This window comes from Stenotrophomonas sp. GD03930, from assembly GCF_029839665.1.
GTDB lineage: Bacteria > Pseudomonadota > Gammaproteobacteria > Xanthomonadales > Xanthomonadaceae > Stenotrophomonas > Stenotrophomonas forensis.
Window position 1 is genome coordinate 364249 of sequence record NZ_JAOCAV010000002.1, and the last position, 24175, is coordinate 388423.

The window sequence follows — 24175 nt, forward strand, 5'->3', positions numbered from 1 at the left end:
CCAGGGTTGGCGGCTACCGGGCGGGGCCGCCAGGGGCCGGGGCAGGGCGGTTTTGGTATGCTGTGGAACCGGCTGTGCCGGGCGCAGCATCCCCCCTCACTACACGATTCCCGCAGATCCATGAGCGAAGCTACCGATACCCCCCCCGTCGACGAAAACAAGTTGATCGCCGAGCGCCGTGAGAAACTCAAAGCGCTGCGTGGGCAGGGCATCGCGTACCCGAACGACTTCCGCCGCGAGGACTTTGCCGGACGGCTGCAGGAAGAATTCGCCGATGCCGAACAGTGGACCGCCGAGGCCCTGGAAGGCAACGGCCGCCAGGTGAAGATGGCCGGCCGTCTGATGGCCAAGCGGATCATGGGCAAGGCCAGCTTCGCGCAGATCCAGGACGAGTCCGGCCGCATCCAGCTGTTCCTGCAGGGCACCGTGCTCGGCGATGCCTACACGGCCTTCAAGGGCTGGGATGTCGGTGACATCATCGCCGTCGAAGGCGGCCTGACCCGTACCAAAACCGGCGAGCTGTCGGTCAAGGCCGAATCGATCCGCCTGCTGACCAAGTCGCTGCGCCCGCTGCCGGACAAGTGGCACGGCCTGGCCGACGTCGAGCAGCGTTACCGCCAGCGCTACGTCGACCTGATCGTGACCCCGGAATCGCGCGCGGTCTTCATCAAGCGCTCGAAGATCATCCGCGCCATGCGCGCGTGGCTCGACAACCGCGACTTCCTGGAAGTCGAGACGCCGATGATGCATTACATCCCCGGCGGCGCAGCGGCCAAGCCGTTCACCACCCACCACAACGCGCTGGACCTGGACCTGTACCTGCGCGTGGCGCCGGAGCTGTACCTCAAGCGCCTGACCGTGGGTGGCCTGGAGCGCGTGTACGAGATCAACCGCAACTTCCGCAACGAAGGCGTCAGCACCCGGCACAACCCGGAATTCACCATGATGGAGCTGTACGAGGCCTATGCCACGTACAACGAGATCATGGACCTGACCGAAGGCGTGATCCGTGACGTCGCCAGCGCTGTCAACGGCACCACCGAAGTGGAGTGGGACGGCGCGAAGATCGACCTGGGCCCGGCGTTCCGCCGCTGGCGCATGGACGAAGCCGTGCGCCACCACAACCCGGAGATCTCCGCCGCCGACTGCACCGATCGTGAGGCGCTGCTGCGCCATTGCGAGCGCCTGAAGATCAAGGTCAAGCCGTCCTACGGCTGGGGCAAGCTGCTGCTGGAGATCTTCGAAGCCACCGTCGAGCACACCCTGATCCAGCCGACCTTCATCACCGATCATCCGGTCGAGGTCTCGCCGCTGGCCCGTGCCAACGACAACGATCCGGGCTACACCGACCGCTTCGAGCTGTTCGTCAATGGCAAGGAGCTGGCCAATGGCTTCTCGGAATTGAATGATCCGGAAGACCAGGCCCAGCGCTTCCAGGCCCAGGTGGCCGCGAAGGAAGGTGGCGACGACGAGGCGATGCATTACGACGCCGACTACATCCGTGCGCTGGAGTACGGCATGGCCCCGACCGGCGGCCTCGGCATCGGCGTCGATCGCTTGGTGATGCTGCTGACCGGCAGCAGTTCGATTCGTGACGTGCTGCTGTTCCCGTACATGCGTCCGGAGCAGTAAGCCGTCTTTCTGACTCCTGATTGTGCGCGCCGTCGCGAAACGAGACGGCGCGATTGACGCGTCCCGCACTCGGCGTATCGTTAATGCACTACCTTGACGCCTGTTATGGCTTGATCGGCGCCAGGGGGATGGTGCATTGTGGAGCGTCCGCTTCACAATGTGATGACGATCATGAACCGGGACGTATGACACGGGAGTCAGGCCGATGCAGGGTGCGAGCGTTCGCAGCGGCAGAGTATCCTCGCCTGCTGATGATCCAGCATGGTCGAGAAGCCAGGCAGAGTACGCGTTGAACATCGTCATTGTTGATGATCAGACGTCCGCGCGGACGATGCTGCGTCATGTCATCGAGGACATCGCGCCGGAACTGAGCGTGTATGACTTTGGTGACCCGCTGACCGCGTTGGCCTGGTGCGAGGCGCATCCGGTCGACCTGCTGCTGCTCGATTACCGCATGCCGGAGATGGACGGGCTGGAGTTCGCCCGCCGTTTCCGCCGCCTGCCCAAGCACCGCGATATTCCCGTGATCCTGATCACCGTTGTTGGCGACGAGCCGATCCGGCAGGCGGCGCTGGAAGCGGGTGTCATCGATTTCCTGGTCAAGCCGATCCGCCCGCGCGAACTGCGCGCGCGCTGCTACAACCTGTTGCAGCTGCGCCAGCAGACCGAGAACGTGAAACAGCGTGCGTTGTCGCTGGAACAGCGGCTGCTGGCCAGCATGCACGAGGTCGAGGAACGCGAACGCGAAACCCTGTCGCGATTGGCCCGTGCGATCGAGTTCCGTGATGCCGGCACCAGTGCCTATCTGGAACGCATGGCGCGGGTCGCCGGACTGATCGCCGAGCAGCTCGGCCTGCCCGAGGATGACGTCAAGCTGATCGAGATGGCGGCGCCGCTGCATGACATGGGCAAGATCGCGATTCCCGATGCCGTGCTGCTCAAGCAGGGCAAGCTCAACGACGAGGAGCTGGCGATCATGCGCCGGCACCCCAGGATCGGCCATGAACTGCTCAGTGGCAGCCAGAACCGCTTCATCCAGGTCGGCGCATTGATCGCACTGCGCCATCACGAGCGCTATGACGGCAGCGGTTACCCGGACGGCCTGGTGGGCGAGGCCATTCCCCTCGAGGCGCGGATCGTGGCCGTGGCCGACGTGTTCGACGCCCTGATTTCGCCCCGTCCGTACAAGGAAGCATGGACCATGGAAGCCACGCTGGCCTATCTGTATGCCCAGCGTGGCCGGTTGTTCGACCCGCGCTGCGTGGATGCGCTGATGCGCGGCCACTCGCAGCTGATGGATATCTGCGCCCAGCACTCGACGGCATCGACGCGACCGGGTGGGTGACATGCAGGACCTGTTCGCACGCGTGAGGCGCAAGCTGGCGCAGCGTCCGGATTCGGAGCATGGCCAGGCGATCGTGCGGATGGTACTGATCTCGCTGATCCTGGTCTATGTGCTGTTGTCGGGCGCCCGCCTGCATCGGCTCGAGCAGTACCAGGGCGTGCTGGCGACGGTGTTGACCGGGCTCGGCCTGTCGCTGCTGCTGTTCGGCTGGCTGCTGTGGAAGCCGGGCCGCTCGGACCCGCGACGGGTGGCCGGGATGCTGGCCGACTACGGGTTGATCGCGATCGGCATGATCCAGATGGGCGAGCCGCTGGCCTGGGTGTATGCCGTGGTGATGTGGGTGACGGTCGGCAATGGGCTGCGCTTCGGCCCCCGCTACCTGGCCGCTGCCATCGCGTTGGCAATGGCCAGTTTCGGTGCCACCGTGCTGTTGACCCCGTACTGGCGGGCCAACCCTGGCCTGGCCCTTTCCCTGTGGCTGGGGCTGCTGGCGGTGCCCCTGTGCTGCTCTTCCCTGCTGCGCCGAAGGATGCGACATCCGACCATGGATACCACCCCCGCCGCCGCCACCGTCTCGCGTTCGCTGCTGGCCCGCTTCAGGCAGCGCCTGTCCGGGCGCGAAGACAGCGAACACGCGCAGAACCTGATCCGCATCGTCATCACTGCACTGTTCATCAGCTACCTGGGCTGGCGCTCGCTCAGCGGCGGCGGTGAAGCGCTGACGGCCACCTGGCTGATCCTGGCCTTCGAACTGACCATCTCCGCCGGCCTGCTGGCGGCGATCCTGGTGCATCCGGGCGTGTCGCATGTGCGCCGGGTGATCGGCATGCTGACCGACTACACCTGCATGGCCTGGATCATGACCATCCAGGGCGAGCCGGCGGCACCGTTGTACGCGGTGATGCTGTGGGTGACGATCGGCAACGGCATGCGCTACGGCAGTACCTATCTGCGCGTGGCCACCGCGATGGGCTGCTTGGCCTTCCTGTGCACGGTGATGCTGTCGCCGTACTGGCGGGGCCACGACTATCTGGGCTGGGGCCTGCTGCTGGGCCTGGGCGCGATCCCGCTGTACTTCGACTCGTTGCTGCACGCACTGACCCGCGCCGTGGCCGAAGCACGCCAGGCCAACGAGGCCAAGAGCCGCTTCCTGGCCAACATGAGCCACGAGTTCCGTACACCGCTGAACGGCCTGGCCGGCATGACCGAAGTGCTGGCCACCACCCGCCTGGACGATGAGCAGCGCGAATGCCTGAACACCATCCAGGCCTCGACCCGCAGCCTGTTGGCGCTGGTGGAGGAGGTGCTGGACATCTCCGCGATCGAGGCGGGCAAGGTGCGGGTGGAGTGGCACGAATTTGCGCTGGCCGATGTGCTGCAGGCGATCAACCTGATCCTGACCCCGCAGACCCGCTCGAAATCGCTGGACTACCGCGTGCAGGTGGACGAGAACGTGCCGCCGCGCCTGCTGGGCGACGCCGGCCATCTGCAGCAGATCCTGCTGAACCTGATGGGCAACGCGGTCAAGTTCACCGACAGCGGCTACGTGCAATTGCACGTGTCCAGCCCTGATGCGCTGGGCAGCGAGCGGGTACGCCTGCGCTTCGAGATCGTCGACAGCGGCATCGGTGTGCCGGTGGCGCTGCGCGGCCGCCTGTTCAATGCATTCGAGCAGGGCGATGTCGGCCTGGCCCGCCGCCATGAGGGCACCGGCCTGGGTACGGCCATTGCCAAGGGCCTGGTGGAGTCGATGGGCGGCCAGGTCGGTTACGCCCCGAACAGCCCGCGCGGCAGCGTGTTCTGGGTTGAAATCACGCTGGACGTTGCAGACCCCGTGGCGGCGCCGGTGGCGGCGTCCGAGGTGGCCGAAGCCGGCAACGTCATTGCGTTCTCCAATCCGTTCCTGCGCCATCGGGCGCGGGTGCGCAGCCTGCGGGTGCTGGTGGCCGATGACCATGAAGCCAACCGGATGGTGCTGCAGCGCCTGCTCGAGAAAGCCGGCCACAAGGTCACCTGCGTCAATGGTGGCGCCGAAGTGCTCGACGCGCTTGAGCAGGCAAGCTACGACGCGGCGATCGTCGACCTGCACATGCCCGGCATGAGCGGCCTGGACCTGCTCAAGCAGCTGCGGGTGATGCAGGCCAGTGGCATGCCCTATGTGCCGGTGATGGTGCTCAGTGCCGATGTCACACCCGAGTCGATCCTGCGCTGCGAACAGGCGGGCGCGCGCGCGTTCCTGGCCAAGCCGGTGGTCGCCACCCGGCTGCTGGAAGTACTGGCCGACGTTGCGGCCAATACCCGTGCCGAAACCGGCATCCAGTCGGTGCCCGCCTTGCCGGTCGGCGATGGCGTGCTCGACACCGCCGTGCTGGACGAGCTGGCCGCGCTGGGCATGGGCGATGGCTTCGAACGCAAGTTCATCGACCAGTGCCTGGCGGATGTCGACGCCAGCATGGGCCAGCTGCAGGCCTGCGGTGAGCGCCAGGCCTGGGAAGACTTCCGCGAGCATGCCCACGCCTTGCGGGGTGTGGCGAGCAACCTGGGACTGGTCCAGGTTGCCGCCTCCAGTGGCGAGATCATGCGCATGGCGGACTGGCAGCTGAAGGGCGAGTGGAACACCCGGCTCGGCAACCTGTCGGCCGCCCTGCGCAACGGCAGGAATGCGCTGGCTGTGCGTAGTGCGGGGGCACCGCACCGCGACGACAGTGAGCGCAGCCCGTCCTGAACCGCCGGGCTGTCAGGCCGGGTCGCCATTGCGCCGGGCCTGCGCCCGCACCAGCCGATCCATCGTACGCAGGGACTTTTCGCCGAGCTGCATGGCGGTGTCGACCCAGATCTCGGTGATCCGCATCATTTCGTGCAGCGGCACCATGGTGGCGATCTCGTTGACTTCGCGCATCGCCGCCCAGGCGTGCGGAATCCGCTTGCTGTCCTTGATCACCTGTTCCACTGCGGCCACGCCTTCGCCGACCGGCACGACGATGTCCACCAGGCCCATCTCCTTGAGCTGGCGGGCCGTGTAGAGATTGCCCTCCAGCATGATCTTCTCGGCCAGGCGCGGGCTGATCCGCTGGCACAGGAAGGAGTAGGCGCCCATGCCGGGGAACAGGTCGAACAGCACCTCCGGCAGGCCCATCAGCACGCCTTCCTCGGCGACGATGGTGTGGCAGCTCAGCGCCGCTTCGAAGCCGCCACCGAGTGCATTGCCCTGGACCAGCGCGATGCTGTGCGCGCGGGCGCCAAGACCGGCATGGAAGGCATGCACGCCGCGCACGCAGCGCTGCGCGTAGTCAAGCAGGCGGGCGCGATCCCCTTCGCGGATCAGGCGGCAGAACAGTTCGAGATCGCCGCCCAGGTTGAACACGTCGCTGTCCGAGGCCAGAACGACATGGGGTGACAGAACATGCGAGGCGCTGAGACGATCGCCCAGTTCGCGCTGGTAGTCGACGATGTCATCGACCAGGCGCGAAGCGAAGCACGGCCGGCCCGGCTGGTTGACCAGGTTGGCGTGCATGTGGATCCAGTAGACATTCCGCTCCAGTTCCTCGGTGATACGCAGGGTAGGGTGCTGGGCGGGGCGGGTGATGATGGGGCGTACTGCGGACATGGAAGTTCTCCGTGTGACCGTCCGGCCAACCGCAGAGCGGACGGAGAAGAGTGAGGGGGCGAGCTGAACGTGCGGCGGCGACTGATTCTATGCACCCGTCGTGAACCGCCCGCAAGCGCTGGGCCGGCCATGTTCCGGCAATGAAAAGGCCCCGCCGTCGCCGGCGGGGCCCCTGTTCTGCCTGCTTGCCCGCAAACCCTTACTGGGCGGGCGTATCACGCAGCTCGCGACGGAGAATCTTGCCGACGTTGGTCTTCGGCAGCTCTTTTCGGAATTCTACGATTCTGGGGTGCTTGTATCCGGTCAGGTTTGCCCGCGCGTGCTCCTTGACCATTTCGGCGGTCAGGTTCGGGTCCTTCTTCACGATCACGACCTTCACCACTTCGCCGGATTTCTCGTCCGGAACGCCGACTGCGGCCACTTCCAGCACGCCCGGCATCATCGCGATGACGTCCTCGACCTCGTTCGGGTACACGTTGAAGCCGGACACCAGAATCATGTCCTTCTTGCGGTCGACGATGTAGAAGAAGCCGTGCTCGTCCATCTTCGCCATGTCGCCGGTGTGCAGCCAGCCGTCGGCATCGATGGCCTTTTCGGTTTCATCCGGGCGCTGCCAGTAACCCTTCATCACCTGCGGGCCCTTGATGCACAGCTCACCGACTTCGCCCAGCGGCAGGATGTTGCCGTTGTCGTCCTTGATGCAGGCATCGGTGGACGGGATCGGCAGGCCGATCGAGCCGTTGTACTCGGGCAGGGTGAGCGGGTTGATGCAGGCCGCCGGCGAGGTTTCGGTCAGGCCGTAGGCCTCGACCAGGGTGACGCCGGTGGTCTTCTTCCAGCGCTCGGCCACCGCGCGCTGCACCGCCATGCCGCCGCCCAGGGTGAACTTGACCGAAGAGAAATCGATCTCGTCGAAGCCGGGGGTGTTGAGCAGGCCGTTGAACAGCGTGTTGACGCCGGTGATGGCGGTGAAGCGGGTGCCCTTCAGCTCCTTGACGAAGCCCTTCATGTCACGCGGGTTGGTGATCAGGTGGTTGCAGCCACCGAACTTCATGAAGACCAGCCCGTTCGCGGTCAGCGCGAAGATGTGGTACAGCGGCAGGGCGGTGATGATCACTTCCTTGCCCGGCTCGATGCCCGAGGTGGACAGCCACGCCGACGCCTGCTGCATGTTGGCGATCAGGTTGCGGTTGGTCAGCATCGCGCCCTTGGCCACGCCGGTGGTGCCGCCGGTGTACTGCAGGAAAGCGATGTCGTCGTGATCGATCTCGACCTTCGGAAGCGCGTGGCGGCTGCCCAGCTTGAGCGCCTGCTTGAAGCGGACCGCGCCCTTGACGTGGTAGTTGGGCACCATCTTCTTGATGTACTTCAGCACGAAGTTGACGATCGCACCCTTGGCGCCGAGCAGGTCGCCCAGGCCGGTGGTGATCACGTGCTTGACCGGCGTGTCGGCGATGACCTGCTGGACGGTGTCGCCGAAGTTGTCGACCACCACCAGCGCGCTGACGCCGGCGTCGACCAGCTGGTGCTTGAGTTCGCGCGCGGTGTACAGCGGGTTGACGTTGACCACGGTGAGGCCGGCACGCAGCACGCCGAAGGTGGCCACCGGGTACTGCAGGCAGTTGGGCATCATCAGGGCGACGCGGTCACCCTTCTTGAGCTTGAGCTCGCCCAGCAGGTAGGCGGCGAACTGGGTGACCAGCGCATCGGTCTCACCATAGGTGATGACCTTGCCGAAGCTGGAGTAGGCGGGACGGTCGCGGAATTTCGCGACGGAGGCGTCGAAGACCGAGGCGACCGAATGGAACTCGTTGACGTCGATTTCGGCGGGAACGCCTTTCGGATAGCTCTGCAGCCAGGGACGATCCAGACTCATATTCCCCCTCCAGGAATCGTGATGTATTAGGTTCCGGCCCTGAGCGTATCGACAATGGCCGGTCATTGCAGCATACCCCGCCGTAGGGAAAACGCGAAGAGGCCCCGTAGGGCCTCGTTGTTCTGATGGATGCCGGCCAGCGGCCGGCACTACCTCTGGCCCGGTCCGGTCGCCTGACTCAGCCCTTGCGTACCGGTGCGCCGTTGGCCTTGTAGTACGGCGCGGTGCTGCGGGCGAGCGGGGTGCGGCCGCGGATCACGTCGGCCAGCTTCTCGGCCATCATGATGGTCGGCGCGTTGAGGTTGCCGGTCACCACCTGCGGCATGATCGAGGCATCGACGATGCGCAGGCCTTCCAGGCCGTGCACGCGGCCCTGGCCGTCGACCACCGCCATCGGATCATCGGCGTGGCCCATCTTGTTCGAGCAGGACGGGTGGTAGGCGGTTTCGGCGTGCTCGCGCACGAACGCGTCGATCTGCGCGTCGGTCTGCAGCGCGCTGCCCGGCGAAATCTCGCGGCCGCTGTACGGCGCCAGCGCCGGCTGCGCGAAGATCTCGCGGGTGATGCGGATCGCCGCGCGGAACTCGCGCCAGTCCTGGTCATGCGACATGTAGTTGAACAGGATGCTGGGATGTTCGCGCGGGTCCTTCGAGCGCACGTGGATGCGGCCGCGGCTGGGCGAGCGCATCGAGCCGACGTGCATCTGGAAGCTGTGTGCCTTGATCGGGTTGGAGCCGTTGTAGTTGATCGCCACCGGCAGGAAGTGGTACTGCAGGTTCGGCCAGTCGAACTCGGCGTCGCTGCGGATGAAGCCGCCGGCCTCGAACTGGTTGCTGGCGCCGATGCCGGTGCCCAGGAACAGCCACTCGGCGCCGATCGCCGGCTGGTTGTACAGCTTCAGTGCCGGCGCCAGCGACACCGGCTTCTTGCACTCGTACTGCAGGTACATCTCAAGGTGGTCCTGCAGGTTGGCGCCGACGCCCGGCAGGTGGTGCACCAGGTCGATGTCGAGGCTGCGCAGCAGGTCGGCCGGGCCGACGCCCGAACGCTGCAGGATCTGCGGCGAGGCGATGGCGCCGCCGCACAGCAGCACTTCGCGGCGCGCGGTGGCACGCTGCGGCTGGTCGTTGTGCAGCCACTGCACGCCCACCGCACGCTTGCCCGAGAACAGGATGCGATCGGTCAGCGCGTGGGTGACGATGGTCAGGTTCGGGCGCGGCTTGGCCAGGTCCAGGTAGCCGCGGGCGGTGCTGGAGCGACGGCCCTTCGGGGTCACCGTGCGGTCCATCGGGCCGAAGCCTTCCTGCTGGTAGCCGTTGAGGTCGTCGGTGCGCGGGTAGCCGGCCTGCACGCCGGCCTCGACCATCGCCGCGAACAGTTCGTTGTTGCCGGCCTTCGGCGTGGTCACGCGCAGCGGGCCGTCGCCACCGTGGTAGTCATTGGCGCCGATGTCGCGGGTTTCCGCCTTGCGGAAGTAGGGCAGGCAGTCCAGGTAGGTCCAGTCTTCCAGGCCCGGCATGCTGGCCCAGTTGTCATAGTCCATCGCGTTGCCGCGGATGTAGCACATGCCGTTGATCAGCGACGAGCCACCCAGGCCCTTGCCGCGGCCGCAGTCCATGCGGCGGTTGTTCATGAAGGGCTCGGGATCGGTCTTGTACGCCCAGTTGTAGCGCTTGCCCTGCAGCGGGAACGCCAGCGCGGCCGGCATCTGGGTACGGAAGTCGAGCCGGTAGTCCGGGCCACCGGCTTCCAGCAGCAGCACGCTCACATCGGCATCTTCGGTGAGGCGGGTGGCCAGCACGTTGCCGGCCGAACCGGCGCCGATGATGATGTAGTCGTACTCGTTATGGGTGCTCATGGGTGTCTCCTGCAGGCCGGGGCGCGCTGCATGCAGGCGTCCCGGCGGAATGTCGGATCGGCACGGTGGCCGGACGATGGGGCGCGCTCAGGGCGCGCCGATCAGAACACGCTGGCGTAGTCGCCCAGCTCGACCTGCACCGACTTGATGCGGGTGTAGTGGCCGAGGGTGGAGATGCCGTTCTCGCGGCCGACGCCGGATTCCTTGTAGCCGCCGACCGGCATTTCGGCCGGCGATTCACCCCAGGTGTTGATCCAGCAGATGCCGGCTTCCAGGCGGTGGATGATGCGGTGGGCGCGGCTGACGTCCTTGCTGACCACGCCGGCAGCGAGGCCGAAGGTGGTGTCGTTGGCACGGCGCACCACTTCGTCTTCGTCGTCGTAGGCGAGGATGCTCATCACCGGCCCGAAGATCTCTTCGCGGACAATGGTCATGTCATCGCGGCAGTCGGAGAACACAGTCGGCAGCACGTAAGCGCCGTTGGCCAGCGCACCTTCGGTGGCACGGCCGCCGCCGGTCAGCAGGCGGGCGCCTTCGGCCTTGCCGCTTTCGATGTAGCGCAGCACGTTTTCCATGTGCGGGAAGCTGGTCAGCGGGCCGAAGTTGGTCTCGGCAGCCATCGGGTCACCGATGCGGATGCGCTTGACGCGCTCGACAACGGCGGCTTCGAACGCGGCCAGCATGCTGCGCGGCACGAACACGCGGGTGCCGTTGGTGCAGACCTGGCCAGAGCTGAAGAAGTTGGCCATCACCGCGATGTCGGCGGCGCGGTCGAGGTCGGCGTCATCGCAGATCACCAGCGGCGACTTGCCGCCCAGCTCCATGGTCACTTCCTTCAGCGACGAGGAGGCGGCACTGGCCATGACCTTCTTGCCGGTGGCGACGCCGCCGGTAAAGGAGATCTTCTCGATCACCGGGTGCTCGGTCAGCCACTGGCCGATTTCGCGGCCCGGGCCCTGCACGACGTTGAACACGCCGGCCGGCACGCCGGCTTCGGTGTAGATCTCGGCCAGCCGGATCGCGGTCAGCGGGGTCACTTCGGACGGCTTGAACACCATCGCGTTGCCGGCAGCCAGGGCCGGGGCCGACTTCCACATGGCGATCTGGATCGGGTAGTTCCACGCGCCGATGCCGGCGACCACGCCCAGCGGCTCGCGGCGGGTGTAGAAGAAGCTCGATTCGCGCAGCGGCAGCTGGATGCCTTCGATGGCGGTGGCCAGGCCGGCGTAGTACTCGACCACGTCGGCACCGGTGACGATGTCCACGGTGGTGGTCTCGGCCAGCGCCTTGCCGGTGTCCAGGGTTTCCAGGTGGGCCAGCTCATCATTGCGCTCGCGCAGGATCTCGACCGCACGGCGCAGGATGCGCGAACGCTCCATGGCGGTCATCGCGGCCCACACCTTCTGGCCTTCGGCCGCGCTCTGCACGGCGCGCTCGACGTCGGCCTGGCTGGCGACCTGCACTTCGGCGATCACCTCACCGGTGGCCGGGTTCACCGACTTGAAGGTCTTGCCGCTGGTGGCATCGACGCGCTGGCCGTGGATGTACAGCTGTTGGACGGGCAGGGTGGTCATGGGGGCGTACTCCTTGGAAGGGGGCGGGTGCTGAAGCGCTTATAGCGCGACAGCCTGCAACTGGAAGTCGATGTAGCCGTAAGCGATGCGCCGGGACTTCTCGGCATTGAACTGGCCGCCGACCAGGCTGCCGCGCAGCCACAGGCCGTCGATCATCGCGGCCAGGCCGCGGGCGGCCAGGCGGGCCTGCGGGTGGGGCAGCAGGCGGTTGAACTGGTGGCACAGGTTGGAGAACAGGCGCTGGTCGTTGGCGCGCTGCAGCCGGGCCAGTTCCGGCTGGTGCATGCTCGCGGCCCAGAAGGTGAGCCAGACGCGCATCGCGGTGCCGTTGATCTGGCTGTCATCGAAGTTGCCATCGACGATGGCACGCAGCTGGTCGCGCGGGTCATCGCCGACATCGGCGCGGTAGCGCGCAACGGCGTCCTTCAGTTCGCGCAGGATTTGCCGCATTGCAGCATTGAGCAGGCCGTCCTTGTCGCCGAAGTAGTGGGCGACGATGCCGCTGGACAGCCCTGCCTTCTTCGCGATGGTGGCGACGGTCGCATCGGCCATGCCGATCTCGTCGATGGTCTGGAAAGTGGCCCGGATCAGCTGCTCGCGCCGTACCGGTTCCACGCCTTTCTTCGGCATTGTCTCTCCACGGATTGCGACCCGAAGGATCGGGCTGCCCGCCATTATGCTTTTTATTGATTGAACGTTCAATCAATAAACCCTAGGATGCGCTCGCGCCCCACGCCATGGGCCCGGTTTACCGGTCCGGCCCCGCCCATGTGCTCCCTCGGACTTGATGAGACGACCCCATGTCTTCCCTGGCTCATCCCAAGCGTTCGCCCCTGCGCTTGAACCGCTTTGTGTTCTTCAGTTCCTCGGTGTCGATCGGCATCCTCGGGCTGCTCACCGTTCTCTATCCCGAAGGCAGCGAGCACTGGCTGCAATGGGCGCAGGCCGAGGTGTCGGCGGCGTTCGGCTGGTGGTACATGCTGCTGATCGTGCTGTGCCTGGGCTTCGTGCTGTGGCTGGCGTTCTCGCCGTATGGCCGCATCCGCCTGGGCCACAACGAGGAATCGCCGGCCTTCGGCTACGTGCCCTGGGTGTCGATGCTGTTCTCGGCCGGCATCGGCATCGCGCTGCTGTACTACGGCGCCTACGAGCCGCTGGATCACTTCCTCAATCCGCCCGGCCAGCCCGGCGGTACCGTGGCCGCCGGCCGCGAGGCGATGGTGCTGACCTTCCTGCACTGGGGCCTGCACGGTTGGGCGCTGTACGCGCTGGTGGGCGTGGCGCTGGGCTATTTCGCCTACCGCCGTGACCTGCCGCTGGCGCTGCGCTCGGCGCTGTACCCGATTTTCGGCGAGCGCATCCATGGCCGCATCGGCGACATGGTTGATGGCTTTGGCATCCTTGCCACGCTGATCTCGATGGTGACCAACCTCGGCATCGGCGCGCTGGTGGTGCAGTCCGGCCTGGTCTACCTGTTCCACATTCCGGATACGCCGCAGGTGCTGGTGGCGATCGTGCTGGTGATGATGGTGGTGGCCACCATCGGCGTGGTGGCGGGTGTGGAGAAGGGCATCGCCTGGCTGTCCAACCTCAACGTGCGCCTGCTGTGCGGCCTGCTGCTGTTCGTGCTGGTCACCGGCCCGACGCTGCACCTGTTCGACGGCCTGATCCAGAACACCGGCGACTATCTGGGTGCGTTCGTGCGCAAGAGCTTCGACATGTACCTCAACGATCCGAAGGGTCGTGAATGGATGGGCTCGTGGACGCTGTTCTACTGGGCGTGGTGGATCGCCTGGGCACCGTTCGTGGGCCTTTTCGTGGCGCGCATCTCGCGTGGCCGCACCATCCGCGAAGTGATCGTGGGCGTGCTGCTGATCCCGCTCGGCTTCACCCTGGCGTGGCTGTCGATCTTCGGCAATACCGCCATCGACCTGGTGCTCAACCATGGCCAGGCGGTGCTGGGCGAGGTGGCCCAGCACGATGCGGCGATGACGCTGTTCAAGCTGCTGGAATACCTGCCTGCCGCGCCTTACGTGGCCGGTGCCGCGGTGGTGATCGGCTTCGTGCTGTTCCTGACCCCGGTCGATTCGGGCACGCTGATGATCGCCAACCTGTGTACGCGTCGCGTTGATGATGGCGTGGAGGATGGCCATGACGCGCCGATCTGGCTGCGCGTGTTCTGGGCGGCCGGCATCACCGTGGCCAGTGTCGGCCTGCTGCTGGCCGGCAACTTCAGTGCGATGCAGACGGCGGTGGTGCTGTGCGGCCTGCCGTTCTCGTTCACCCTGGCGTTCTACATGTGGGGCCTGCTGAAGGCGCTGCGCACCGACCCGGACGCACCGCGCCGGTGACCGGGCATCTGGCACGTATCCCGACGTTGCCGGAGACGCAGTAGCGCCAGGCCATGCCAGGCTGCGAAGAAACCAGAAGGGCCGGGTCCGCGAGGACCCGGCCCTCTTGTTGGATGGCCGACCAGCAGTCGACGCCACCCAGGGTGAAGCGTTCGCTGCTGGACAGCTGGAGGCACCCGGCCGCACGGAATTTCGTAGCACTCTGAAAGACAGGCAGGGCCGTTCGCGGTAATCATCGTTCAACGATCCATTTCCGGAGTTGAGCAATGGTCCGAATCCTGAGCTGTGCGTTGATGGTCTCGCTTTCGATGAGTGCGCATGCGGTGCCGGGCGCGATGGTGCAATTGAATTTCCCGGTGATCGCGCTGGGTGAAACGGCAGAACTGAAGCTGCAGCTGGCACCACATCCGGGTGGGCTGGTGACCTATTCGATCCACACCAATGTCTATGCCAGCGAGGAGAGCAGCGGCTACCGGGTGCTGGATGTGCGCTGCCCGCAGGGCTTCCTCTCCAACGTCTACCAGGGAAACGCCGGTGCGGTGTGCTATCGCATCGAGGATACGCCGCATCCCGCCGGTGAGATGTCGGTGACAGTGTTCAACGAGGATGCGCCGGATGGGCATCTTGAGTGGGAGGAAGGCCTGTGGTCGCTGGACACCATGGGCCCCGCAGTGAAAACGTCGTGGCACCTGTTTGGCGTGCGGCCATGATCTGGAGGGTCGACGCGTGACCTGATGCCGGCGGCACGGTGTGCAGACGAAAAAGGCCGGATCCGTGAGGATCCGGCCCTTCTTCTTGTAGAGCCGAGCCATGCTCGGCTGACGCTGTGGCGATGTGGCCGAGCGCGGGCCCGGCTCTACCGTTGATGCGTTACTTGCCGGCCAACTGGCGCAGCACGTACTGCAGCAGGCCGCCATGACGGAAGTATTCGACCTCCTTCGGGGTCAGCAGCATCACCGAGACTTCGAAGGTCTTCTTCGTGCCATCAGCCTTGGTGGCAGTGACCGTGGCGCGCTTGCTGGCGCCATCCTGCAGGCCGGTGATGTCGATCACTTCCGAGCCGTCCAGGCCCAGGCTCTGCGCGTTCTCGCCATTGCGGAACTGCAGCGGCAGCACGCCCATGCCGACCAGGTTGGAGCGGTGGATGCGCTCGAAGCTCTCGGCGACGACCGCCTTCACCCCCAGCAGCAGGGTGCCCTTGGCCGCCCAGTCACGCGACGAGCCGGTGCCGTATTCCTTGCCGGCCAGCACCACCAGCGGCACCTTGTCGGCCTTGTACTTCATGGCCGCATCGTAGATCGCCAGCTTCTCCGGCTGGCCACCGCCGGCCGGGTAGTACAGGGTGTTGCCGCCTTCCTCGCCACCGAACATCAGGTTCTTGATGCGGATGTTGGCGAAGGTGCCACGGACCATCACGTCATCGTTGCCGCGGCGGCTGCCGTAGCTGTTGAAGTCGGCCGGCTGCACGCCGCGTTCCTGCAGGAAGCGGCCCGCGGGCGAGTCCTTCTTGATGTTGCCGGCCGGGGAGATGTGGTCGGTGGTGATCGAGTCGCCGAACAGGCCCATCACGCGTGCACCGTGCACGTCGTCGATGCTGCCGGTCTGCATGGTCATGCCATCGAAGTACGGCGGGTTCTTGATGTAGGTGGAGGCATCGCTCCACTCGTACAGGTTGCCGTCCGGCGAGGCGATGGTGTTCCAGCGGGTGTCACCCTTGAACACATCGGCATAGTTCTGCTTGAACATCTCCGGGCCGATGGTGGCGGCGATGACGTCGCCGATTTCCTTGTTGCTCGGCCAGATGTCGCGCAGGAACACCGGCTGGCCATCGCTGCCGGTACCCAGCGGCTGGGTGGTCAGGTCGATGTCGGTGGTGCCGGCGATGGCGTAGGCCACCACCAGCGGCGGGCTGGCCAGGTAGTTCATCTTCACTTCGGGATGCACGCGGCCCTCGAAGTTGCGGTTGCCCGACAGCACCGAGGTGACCACCAGATCGCCGGCGGCAATGCCGGCGCTGACTTCGGTCGGCAGCGGGCCGGAGTTGCCGATGCAGGTGGTGCAGCCGTAACCGACCACGTAGAAGCCGATCTTCTCCAGCTCCTTCAGTACACCGGCCTTTTCCAGGTAGTCGGTGACCACGCGCGAGCCCGGGCCGAGCGAGGTCTTCACCCACGGCTGGCGGTTCAGGCCCTTGGCCGCCGCGTTGCGGGCCAGCAGGCCGGCACCGATCATCACCGCCGGGTTGGAGGTGTTGGTGCACGAGGTGATGGCGGCGATGACCACCGCGCCATCCTTCAGCCGCACCTTGTGGTTCTCGATCTCGATGTCGGCGAAGCCCTTGGCCAGCTGTTCGTTGCCGACCGCCGCACCGCCGCCTTCATTGACGAACGAGGACACATCCTCGCTGCGCTTGTCGCGGTTGGCGGTCATGCCCACCAGCGCTTCGCGGTAGTTCTTCTGCACGTCTTCCAGCAGCACGCGGTCCTGCGGGCGCTTCGGGCCGGCCAGCGACGGCTTCACCGTGCCCATGTCCAGTTCCAGCGTGGTGCTGTACTGGGCATGCGGGCTGCCCGGCTCGTGCCACAGGCCCTGCGCTTTGGCGTAGGCCTCGACCAGGTTGATCTGCTCTTCGCTGCGGCCGGACAGGCGCAGGTAGTTCAGTGATTCGGCGTCGATCGGGAAAATGCCGCAGGTGGCGCCGTATTCCGGGGCCATGTTGCCGATGGTGGCGCGGTCGGCCAGCGGCAGGTGCTGCAGGCCGTCACCGTAGAACTCGACGAACTTGCCGACCACGCCCAGCTTGCGCAGCATCTGGGTGACGGTCAGCACCAGGTCGGTGGCGGTGGCGCCCTCTGGCAGCTTGCCGGTCAGCTTGAAGCCGACCACCTGCGGGATCAGCATCGACGACGGCTGGCCGAGCATGGCCGCCTCCGCCTCGATGCCGCCCACGCCCCAGCCCAGCACGCCGATGCCGTTGATCATCGTGGTGTGGCTGTCGGTGCCGAACACGGTGTCCGGATAAGCGATGGCCGTGCCGTCCTTGTCGGCGGTCATCACCACGCGGGCCAGGTTTTCCAGGTTCACCTGGTGGACGATGCCCGTGTTGGGCGGCACCACCTTGAAGTTGTCGAAGGCCTTCTGGCCCCAGCGCAGGAAGCCGTAGCGTTCCTGGTTGCGCTGGAACTCGATCTTGCCGTTGAGGTCCAGCGCATCGGGCTTGCCGAACACATCGACCTGCACCGAGTGGTCGATGACCAGTTCGGAGGGAATCTGCGGGTTGATCTGCTCGGGCGAGCCGCCGAGCTTGACCACGGCGTCGCGCATCGCGGCCAGATCGACCACGCAGGGCACGCCGGTGAAGTCCTGCAGGACCACACGCGCCGGCATGAAGGCGATTTCGGTGTCCGGCTCGGCGGACGGATTCCAGCGGGCCACGGCTTCGATGTGGTCCGGGCCGACGGTGGCGCCGCCGTCCTCATGCCGGAGCAGGTTCTCCAGCAGGATCTTCATCGAGTAGGGCAGGTGGGAGATATCGAAGCGCTGGCCCAGCGTGGGCAGGCTGAAGTAGTCGTAGGTCTTGCCGCCGACGTTCAGCTGGCTGCGGGTGGAGAACGAATCGCTCATGCGGGGTAACTCCTTCTTGCGGATGGCTTGCAGTGGCTCGCGCATGGGCGGGCCTGCTTGCGGTCGCCGCGGGCCTGGTGGCCCCGGTGGCTCCAGTATGAACCCGAAACTGAATGGATTCACCCGGACCGGTTCCGGCCTGCGGCATCGGTTCCAGACTACAGGGGAAGGTGTATGGCGTATGTCACGTTTGTGGCCGATCCTTTGCGAGGCAAGGGCTGGCGGGGTGCCGGTCCGGGTCAGGGTGGAAGTATGCCCGGGGAAGTATGTATAATTTGTGCATACTCTGGAGGGCCTACCGATGGAAGCCACTGTTGCAGAACGCGGACAGATCACCCTGCCCAAGGCGGTGCGTGATGCCCTCGGCCTGACCAAGGGCACGCTGCTGAAGGTCGAGCTGGACGGCAGCCGCATCATCCTGCGCAAGAGTGTTGACGATGCCATTTCACGGGCGCGCGGCAAGTTCGCGCTGGACGGCTTCGAATCGTCCGACGCGGCGGTGCGTTCGGTCCGCGACGAGGACTGACCGGTGATGATCGCCGTCGATTCGCCGGTGCTGGTCGAACTGCTCAGCAATGGCCCGCAGGCCGATGCGGTGGAAGCCATCCTGCGGCAGAGCCTGGTCGGCGGCCGCGTGGTGGTCTGTGGCGCGACCCTGGCCGAGGTCTGCGCCTCGCTGCGCGGCGGTGCCGAGGTGCTGGAAGCGCTGGAAGAGATGGGCGTGCATTTCAACCCGATGGAAGCCAAGTCGGCGCTGCGCGCTGGCGAGATGCACCGCCGCCACCGCCAGCGCAGTGGCAGCCGCCGCAGCCTGGACGAATTCATGGTCGGCGCCCACGCACTGCTGCAGTGCGACGGCCTGATCACCTGGAACGACACGTTTTACCGCGACTACTTCAAGGGCCTGAAGCTGATCGTGCCGCAAGCCTGAGCCCACTTTGTTTTTTCAACCTACGCATTACCCGGGAGTTGTCATGTTGGAAGCCTACCGCCACCACGTCGCCGAGCGCGCTGCGCTTGGCATCCCGCCGCTGCCGCTGAGCGCGCAGCAGACGGCCGATGTCATCGAACTGCTGAAGAACCCGCCGCAGGGCGAGGCCGAGTTCCTGCTCGACCTGCTGACCCACCGCGTGCCGGCCGGCGTTGATGACGCTGCCAAAGTCAAAGCCTCGTACCTGGCGGCGATCGCGCTGGGCAGCGAGCAGAATCCGCTGATCAGCCGTGAGCGCGCCACCGAACTGCTGGGCACCATGCTCGGCGGTTACAACGTTGCCCCGCTGGTGCAGCTGCTGGACGACGCCAGCGTCGGCACCATCGCCGCCAACGGTCTGAAGAAGACCCTGCTGGTGTTCGATGCCTTCCATGACGTGCAGGAAAAGGCCAAGGCGGGCAACGCCAACGCCCAGGCCGTGCTGCAGAGCTGGGCCGATGCCGAGTGGTTCACCGGCAACCCGGAAGTGCCGCAGAGCCTGACCGTCACCGTGTTCAAGGTGCCGGGCGAGACCAACACCGACGACCTGTCGCCGGCGCCGGACGCGACCACCCGCCCGGACATCCCGATGCACGCGCTGGCGATGCTGAAGAACAAGCGCGACGACGCGCCGTTCACCCCGGAAGAAGACGGCAAGCGCGGCCCGATCCAGCAGATCCTGTCGCTGAAGGACAAGGGCCATCTGGTCGCCTACGTGGGCGATGTGGTCGGTACCGGTTCCTCGCGCAAGTCGGCCACCAACAGCGTGCTGTGGTGGACCGGCGATGACATTCCGTTCATCCCGAACAAGCGCGCCGGTGGCGTCTGCCTGGGCGGCAAGATCGCCCCGATCTTCTACAACACCATGGAAGATGCCGGCGCCCTGCCGATCGAGCTGGACGTTTCGCAGATGGAGCACGGCGACGTGGTCGAGCTGCGTCCGTACGACGGCAAGGCACTGAAGAACGGCGAAGTGATCGCCGAGTTCGAAGTGAAGAGCGAAGTGCTGTTCGACGAAGTGCGCGCCGGTGGCCGCATTCCGCTGATCATCGGCCGCGGCCTGACCGGCAAGGCGCGTGAAGCGCTGGGCCTGGCCCCGACCGACCTGTTCCGCCTGCCGGTGCAGCCGGCCGACAACGGCAAGGGCTTCTCGCTGGCGCAGAAGATGGTCGGCCGCGCCTGTGGCCTGGCAGAAGGCCAGGGCATGCGCCCGGGCACCTACTGCGAACCGAAGATGACCTCGGTCGGCTCGCAGGACACCACCGGCCCGATGACCCGCGACGAGCTGAAGGACCTGGCCTGCCTGGGCTTCTCGGCCGACCTGGTGATGCAGTCGTTCTGCCACACCGCCGCCTACCCGAAGCCGGTGGACGTGAAGACCCACCACACCCTGCCGGAGTTCATCTCCACCCGTGGCGGCGTCTCGCTGCGCCCGGGCGACGGCGTGATCCACAGCTGGCTCAACCGCATGCTGCTGCCGGACACCGTCGGTACCGGTGGTGACTCGCACACCCGTTTCCCGGTGGGCATTTCGTTCCCGGCCGGTTCGGGCCTGGTCGCCTTCGCTGCGGCCACCGGCGTCATGCCGCTGGACATGCCGGAATCGGTGCTGGTGCGCTTCAAGGGCCAGATGCAGCCGGGCGTGACCCTGCGTGACCTGGTCAACGCGATCCCGCTGTACGCGATCAAGTCGGGCCTGCTGACCGTGGCCAAGGCCGGCAAGAAGAACATCTTCTCCGGTCGCATCCTGGAAATCGAAGGCCTGCCGGAACTGAAGGTCGAACAGGCGTTCGAGCTGTCCGACGCCTCGGCCGAACGTTCGGCCGCCGGTTGCTCGGTGCGCTTGAACAAGGAACCGATCATCGAGTACCTGACCAGCAACATCACCCTGCTGAAGTGGATGATTGCCGAGGGTTACCAGGATCCGCGTTCGCTGCAGCGCCGCATCGAGAAGATGGAAGCGTGGCTGGCCAACCCGGAGCTGCTGGAGCCGGATGCCGACGCCGAGTACGCCGCCGTCATCGAGATCGACCTGGCCGACATCCACGAGCCGATCGTGGCCTGCCCGAACGACCCGGACGACGTGAAGACCCTGTCCGAAGTGGCCGGTGCCAAGATCGACGAAGTGTTCATCGGTTCGTGCATGACCAACATCGGTCACTTCCGTGCGGCCGCCAAGCTGCTGGAAGGCAAGCGTGACCTGCCGACCCGCCTGTGGGTGGCCCCGCCGACCAAGATGGATGCCTCCGAGCTGACCAAGGAAGGCGTGTACGGCACCTTCGGCGCCACCGGCGCACGCATGGAAATGCCGGGCTGCTCGCTGTGCATGGGCAACCAGGCACAGATCCGTGAAGGTTCCACCGCGATGTCGACCTCGACCCGCAACTTCCCGAACCGCCTGGGCCGCAACACCAACGTGTACCTGGGTTCGGCCGAACTGGCCGCGATCTGCTCGCGCCTGGGCCGCATCCCGACCAAGGAAGAGTACATGGCCGATGTGGGCGTGATTGCCGCCAGCGGCGCGGAGATCTACCGCTACATGAACTTCGACCAGATCGAGGAATACCAGGACGTGGCCAAGACGGTCGCTGCCTGATGCGGTAATGCCGGCCACTGGCCGGCATCCCGTTGAAACGAAGAACCCCCGGTGAGAGCCGGGGGTTTTTTGTGGGGCGTATCGCTAACAGCTCATTTCGTACGGTTGCCGATTGAGGGCTTGGAGTCCTGTGCTACGCTCAACTGCGCACCGAATGTTTCTCAAGTGCGAGAGTGGAAATTGGGCAAAGACCTATAGGGAGAGTTGAGATGGGAAGCTCAGGTTCAGGTCGTTTTTCTGATTATCCCGGCACTCCTGCGGCGCAGGTTCCTGCTGGCAGTGGTGGGGGTATTTCCGGCGGCGGGAGTGGAATTGATAGGTGTGCTCAGGCGTTTAGTGTGGTTCTGGATGATGTCGGAAACTGCGACTATTTTTCGAATTTCAAGGCTGTCCCGCCTGTCGGTACAACGCTAACAATTACTATTGGAGCGGCAAGGCTTTTTGCGAAAGATTCTAACGGCGTTAACGTTGGCGCTATTCCTACGCGATTAAATTACTTGGCCGCATGCCTTGATGACGGATTTTCTTATGAGGGGGTTGTAACCGCTAGTTCTACATCTCCTTTTCCCTTGGTGGCTGCCGATTTTGTGGCGGTTTAGTCATGGAAAAGTCCGTTCTGGTAGTGGGGGAGTTGTATGTTGATTACACTCATTCGCAGGGTGGTGGAGGAAGTAAGCTTCGGTTAGGGGGTGTTGCTCACGCTGCTAGGGGGCTATGGGCTGCAGGCATTGATTATTCGGTAGCTGCTGTATGCCCATCCTATTTGGTCGATCAGGCGCGCTCGTTCCTTTTGGAGTACGCCTGCAAGGAGTTCATTTGGTTGGCGGAGGTCAAAGGGTCTCCTAATGTGGTGCTAATTGGGGACCCGCAAGAGGTGGGGCATCAGGGTTACGAAGATCTAATGCGGGATTCTAAGTGCGTGTCCATGAATCCCGTGGATTTGAGCGCTTATGAACGTGTCGTTGTTTTCCCGGGCAAGTTTGATCTTCACCTTGTGGCGGAGATGCTCTCAGAAAGTTCAAATGTGTCCCTCGACATAGCCTATGACGTTCGCGATCTAGGAGATCTTTCTGTTCTCAGAGGTAGAATCGGATTGCTCGCAATATCAACGTCATCGCCGCTCTTTATGGATGTTGGCTCGGAGGATGTTGATAAGCTGCTTTCAAAGCTATTTGAGCTGGATCCGGAGGCGGTGCTTCTAAAGGAGAACCGAGGGGGGAGTAGGTTGTTCGACGGTTCGGGTGTTATCGGTGAGGAAATTCCAGCAGTCTTGGGTAGAACTGTAAATTCGGTTGGCGTCGGCGACGTCTACACTGCCGTCATGGTAGGCCATCAGTCACATGGATGGAGTTGCGCTGCATGGAGAGGCGCTCAGGCTGCGACCGAGTACTCTGGATCGACTTTCCCAGATGACATAAGAGTTGGGGTTCAACGACAGCTTTCCCTTGATGTCAGCGTTGTTCAGGGTCTTGGTGGCGTGTCTCTGCCTTGGCATGACAGAAGGCGCTATGCGATTTACTTGGCGGCGCCAGATTTTTCGTACTTGAATAATCCAGAGATTGGCCTGGCGATTCAGTCGATGGAGTATCACAATTTCTCTGTGCGGCGTCCCATTGTCGAGAATGGTGAGCTCACTCGCCCGGCTGGAGAGTTTGAGTTGATACATGCGTATCATAAGGATTGCGAGCTTCTAAAGGAGTGTGATGTCATTTTTGCAATTCCAATTGATCGTGATCCCGGCACTTTGGTGGAGGTTGGGATGGGGATTGAGCTCGGAAAGCCGGTTATAATCTACGACCCTCGCGGTGAGAATGAGAATACAATGGTCGTGGCGGGAAGCTATTCCTATTCCTCCAGTCTAGATGTTTCCCTGAATGCACTCTATTCGGCACTTTCTATGCTTAGGCGGAAGCCATGAGTAGCGCAATCTTACTTTCATCTGGCGGGCTAGACTCGACCACTGTGGCCTATCAGCTCGTATCAAAAGGGTGCGAAGTAATTCCCATTTTCTTTGATTATGGGCAGCATTGTGCGGAGGTTGAATGGAATAAGGTTAATGAGGTGCTACCTGAGGGCGTGAGGGCTCCAGAGCGAATCGATATTAGTGATATCTATAGGGGCTCGCGCTCTCGATTAATAGCGGAAGCGGATCTCTGGACTGAAGAGGTTCAGGATGATGATTTGTACATACCGTATAGAACAATGCTATTCTTTGCGGTTGCTGCCGCTCGGGCCCAAACGATTGGTGTGCTGGATGTATACACTGGATTTATTAACAGTAACCACGCCAAAGAAATAGACTGCACTTCTGAATTTATGAATGGAATTGATCGACTCTCTGAGAGTATTGGGCCTGTTAGGTTTCACTCCCCATACAGATTCCTCTCTAAGTCGGACGTGGCGGTCCTAGCAAGCAGCTTGGGCGTGCCAATCGGCAGGACGTATTCGTGTCAGGCCTCTTCTGCGTTTCCATGCGGCGCATGTCCCAACTGCGTTGAGCGACTTGATGCGCTCGAGGCTTTAAGAGCGATATGAATCAAGGCGCTATCAATACACTCTTGGCTGCTCGAGCTATCGCAGATCATGCGCTGAATCAGGGCGTTCTTGTTAGCGACTCTGAGCCTCGAGGCGTGTGTTTGCATATGGGGGCAGTCTTGGCTGACTCCATCTTGCAGGCAGGATTGAACTACTCAAATGTAGTTCGTCCTAGGATTGAGGCGATCCTGCGGAACCATCCGGAGG

Annotated in this window: 17 protein-coding genes; 11 read left to right on the forward strand and 6 right to left on the reverse strand. The window is 64.3% G+C overall.

Annotation, left to right across the window (positions count from 1 at the left end):
* Positions 1-120: 120 nt before the first annotated feature.
* The 3 genes from lysS to N5C18_RS12345 all read left to right on the forward strand — a co-directional run bounded on the left by lysS (position 121) and on the right by N5C18_RS12345 (position 5702).
* The gene (lysS, locus tag N5C18_RS12335) at positions 121-1632 is read left to right on the forward strand and encodes a lysine--tRNA ligase (RefSeq protein WP_053449648.1); all 1512 of its coding nucleotides are present in this window, start codon (positions 121-123) and stop codon (positions 1630-1632) included.
* Positions 1633-1837: 205 nt separating this feature from the next.
* Positions 1838-2977, forward strand: a complete 1140-nt coding sequence (locus N5C18_RS12340; protein ID WP_053449649.1) for a two-component system response regulator — start codon at positions 1838-1840, stop codon at positions 2975-2977.
* 1 nt (position 2978) lies between these two features.
* Positions 2979-5702: a response regulator gene (locus N5C18_RS12345; RefSeq protein WP_279944712.1), complete on the forward strand. Its 2724-nt coding sequence runs from the start codon at positions 2979-2981 to the stop codon at positions 5700-5702.
* Between the two features lie 12 nt (positions 5703-5714).
* Here N5C18_RS12345 and N5C18_RS12350 read toward each other — a convergent pair whose 3' ends face one another.
* The 5 genes from N5C18_RS12350 to betI form a co-directional block, all read right to left on the reverse strand.
* Positions 5715-6584, reverse strand: a complete 870-nt coding sequence (locus N5C18_RS12350; protein WP_053449650.1) for a crotonase/enoyl-CoA hydratase family protein — start codon at positions 6582-6584, stop codon at positions 5715-5717.
* Positions 6585-6783: 199 nt separating this feature from the next.
* The gene (locus N5C18_RS12355; RefSeq protein ID WP_053449651.1) at positions 6784-8460 is read right to left on the reverse strand and encodes a long-chain fatty acid--CoA ligase; all 1677 of its coding nucleotides are present in this window, start codon (positions 8458-8460) and stop codon (positions 6784-6786) included.
* A gap of 178 nt (positions 8461-8638) precedes the next feature.
* Complete coding sequence (gene betA / locus N5C18_RS12360) at positions 8639-10318, reverse strand: choline dehydrogenase (protein WP_133934573.1); 1680 nt, start codon at positions 10316-10318, stop codon at positions 8639-8641.
* Positions 10319-10419: 101 nt separating this feature from the next.
* Positions 10420-11892 (reverse strand): betaine-aldehyde dehydrogenase, encoded by a 1473-nt coding sequence (gene betB, locus N5C18_RS12365; RefSeq protein ID WP_053449653.1) that lies wholly within the window; start codon positions 11890-11892, stop codon positions 10420-10422.
* Between the two features lie 39 nt (positions 11893-11931).
* On the reverse strand, positions 11932-12522 hold the full coding sequence (betI, locus tag N5C18_RS12370) for a transcriptional regulator BetI (protein ID WP_049455864.1): 591 nt from the start codon (positions 12520-12522) through the stop codon (positions 11932-11934).
* A 170-nt stretch (positions 12523-12692) separates the two neighbouring features.
* Between betI and N5C18_RS12375 the strand changes: the two genes are divergently transcribed.
* Both N5C18_RS12375 and N5C18_RS12380 read left to right on the forward strand, forming a co-directional pair.
* Positions 12693-14243: a BCCT family transporter gene (locus N5C18_RS12375; protein WP_279944713.1), complete on the forward strand. Its 1551-nt coding sequence runs from the start codon at positions 12693-12695 to the stop codon at positions 14241-14243.
* Between the two features lie 266 nt (positions 14244-14509).
* Positions 14510-14953: a hypothetical protein gene (locus tag N5C18_RS12380; RefSeq protein WP_164241639.1), complete on the forward strand. Its 444-nt coding sequence runs from the start codon at positions 14510-14512 to the stop codon at positions 14951-14953.
* 160 nt (positions 14954-15113) lie between these two features.
* On the opposite strand, the gene acnA is transcribed toward N5C18_RS12380, so the two are convergent.
* The gene (acnA, locus tag N5C18_RS12385) at positions 15114-17867 is read right to left on the reverse strand and encodes an aconitate hydratase AcnA (protein WP_279944714.1); all 2754 of its coding nucleotides are present in this window, start codon (positions 17865-17867) and stop codon (positions 15114-15116) included.
* A 301-nt stretch (positions 17868-18168) separates the two neighbouring features.
* Here acnA and N5C18_RS12390 point away from each other — a divergent pair, with 301 nt between their 5' ends.
* The 6 genes from N5C18_RS12390 to N5C18_RS12415 all read left to right on the forward strand — a co-directional run bounded on the left by N5C18_RS12390 (position 18169) and on the right by N5C18_RS12415 (position 23968).
* Positions 18169-18393, forward strand: coding sequence for an AbrB/MazE/SpoVT family DNA-binding domain-containing protein (locus tag N5C18_RS12390; protein ID WP_008268694.1), 225 nt, complete (start codon positions 18169-18171; stop codon positions 18391-18393).
* 6 nt (positions 18394-18399) lie between these two features.
* Positions 18400-18798 carry a type II toxin-antitoxin system VapC family toxin gene (locus N5C18_RS12395; protein ID WP_008267153.1) on the forward strand — a complete coding sequence of 133 codons (399 nt, stop codon included), beginning with the start codon at positions 18400-18402 and terminating at the stop codon, positions 18796-18798.
* Positions 18799-18841: 43 nt separating this feature from the next.
* Positions 18842-21433 carry a bifunctional aconitate hydratase 2/2-methylisocitrate dehydratase gene (gene acnB, locus N5C18_RS12400; protein ID WP_279944715.1) on the forward strand — a complete coding sequence of 864 codons (2592 nt, stop codon included), beginning with the start codon at positions 18842-18844 and terminating at the stop codon, positions 21431-21433.
* Positions 21434-21642: 209 nt separating this feature from the next.
* Positions 21643-22032: a hypothetical protein gene (locus N5C18_RS12405; protein ID WP_274512586.1), complete on the forward strand. Its 390-nt coding sequence runs from the start codon at positions 21643-21645 to the stop codon at positions 22030-22032.
* A gap of 2 nt (positions 22033-22034) precedes the next feature.
* Positions 22035-23351 carry a nucleoside 2-deoxyribosyltransferase gene (locus tag N5C18_RS12410; protein ID WP_279944717.1) on the forward strand — a complete coding sequence of 439 codons (1317 nt, stop codon included), beginning with the start codon at positions 22035-22037 and terminating at the stop codon, positions 23349-23351.
* Complete coding sequence (locus N5C18_RS12415; RefSeq protein WP_279944718.1) at positions 23348-23968, forward strand: 7-cyano-7-deazaguanine synthase; 621 nt, start codon at positions 23348-23350, stop codon at positions 23966-23968. Before N5C18_RS12410 ends, N5C18_RS12415 begins: the two co-directional genes overlap by 4 nt.
* Positions 23969-24175 lie beyond the last annotated feature (207 nt).

Excerpts from the sequence above, each read along its gene's own strand:
- N5C18_RS12345 (WP_279944712.1), top strand. The coding sequence starts at position 2,979 with ATGCAGGACCTGTTCGCACGCGTGAGGCGCAAGCTGGCGCAGCGTCCG.
- betI (WP_049455864.1), bottom strand. The coding sequence starts at position 12,522 with ATGCCGAAGAAAGGCGTGGAACCGGTACGGCGCGAGCAGCTGATCCGG.
- N5C18_RS12405 (WP_274512586.1), top strand. The coding sequence starts at position 21,643 with ATGGGAAGCTCAGGTTCAGGTCGTTTTTCTGATTATCCCGGCACTCCT.
- N5C18_RS12410 (WP_279944717.1), top strand. The coding sequence starts at position 22,035 with ATGGAAAAGTCCGTTCTGGTAGTGGGGGAGTTGTATGTTGATTACACT.
- betB (WP_053449653.1), bottom strand. The coding sequence starts at position 11,892 with ATGACCACCCTGCCCGTCCAACAGCTGTACATCCACGGCCAGCGCGTC.
- N5C18_RS12355 (WP_053449651.1), bottom strand. The coding sequence starts at position 8,460 with ATGAGTCTGGATCGTCCCTGGCTGCAGAGCTATCCGAAAGGCGTTCCC.
- N5C18_RS12395 (WP_008267153.1), top strand. The coding sequence starts at position 18,400 with ATGATCGCCGTCGATTCGCCGGTGCTGGTCGAACTGCTCAGCAATGGC.
- lysS (WP_053449648.1), top strand. The coding sequence starts at position 121 with ATGAGCGAAGCTACCGATACCCCCCCCGTCGACGAAAACAAGTTGATC.
- N5C18_RS12350 (WP_053449650.1), bottom strand. The coding sequence starts at position 6,584 with ATGTCCGCAGTACGCCCCATCATCACCCGCCCCGCCCAGCACCCTACC.
- N5C18_RS12390 (WP_008268694.1), top strand. The coding sequence starts at position 18,169 with ATGGAAGCCACTGTTGCAGAACGCGGACAGATCACCCTGCCCAAGGCG.
- N5C18_RS12380 (WP_164241639.1), top strand. The coding sequence starts at position 14,510 with ATGGTCCGAATCCTGAGCTGTGCGTTGATGGTCTCGCTTTCGATGAGT.
- N5C18_RS12340 (WP_053449649.1), top strand. The coding sequence starts at position 1,838 with ATGCAGGGTGCGAGCGTTCGCAGCGGCAGAGTATCCTCGCCTGCTGAT.
- betA (WP_133934573.1), bottom strand. The coding sequence starts at position 10,318 with ATGAGCACCCATAACGAGTACGACTACATCATCATCGGCGCCGGTTCG.
- N5C18_RS12415 (WP_279944718.1), top strand. The coding sequence starts at position 23,348 with ATGAGTAGCGCAATCTTACTTTCATCTGGCGGGCTAGACTCGACCACT.
- acnB (WP_279944715.1), top strand. The coding sequence starts at position 18,842 with ATGTTGGAAGCCTACCGCCACCACGTCGCCGAGCGCGCTGCGCTTGGC.
- N5C18_RS12375 (WP_279944713.1), top strand. The coding sequence starts at position 12,693 with ATGTCTTCCCTGGCTCATCCCAAGCGTTCGCCCCTGCGCTTGAACCGC.
- acnA (WP_279944714.1), bottom strand. The coding sequence starts at position 17,867 with ATGAGCGATTCGTTCTCCACCCGCAGCCAGCTGAACGTCGGCGGCAAG.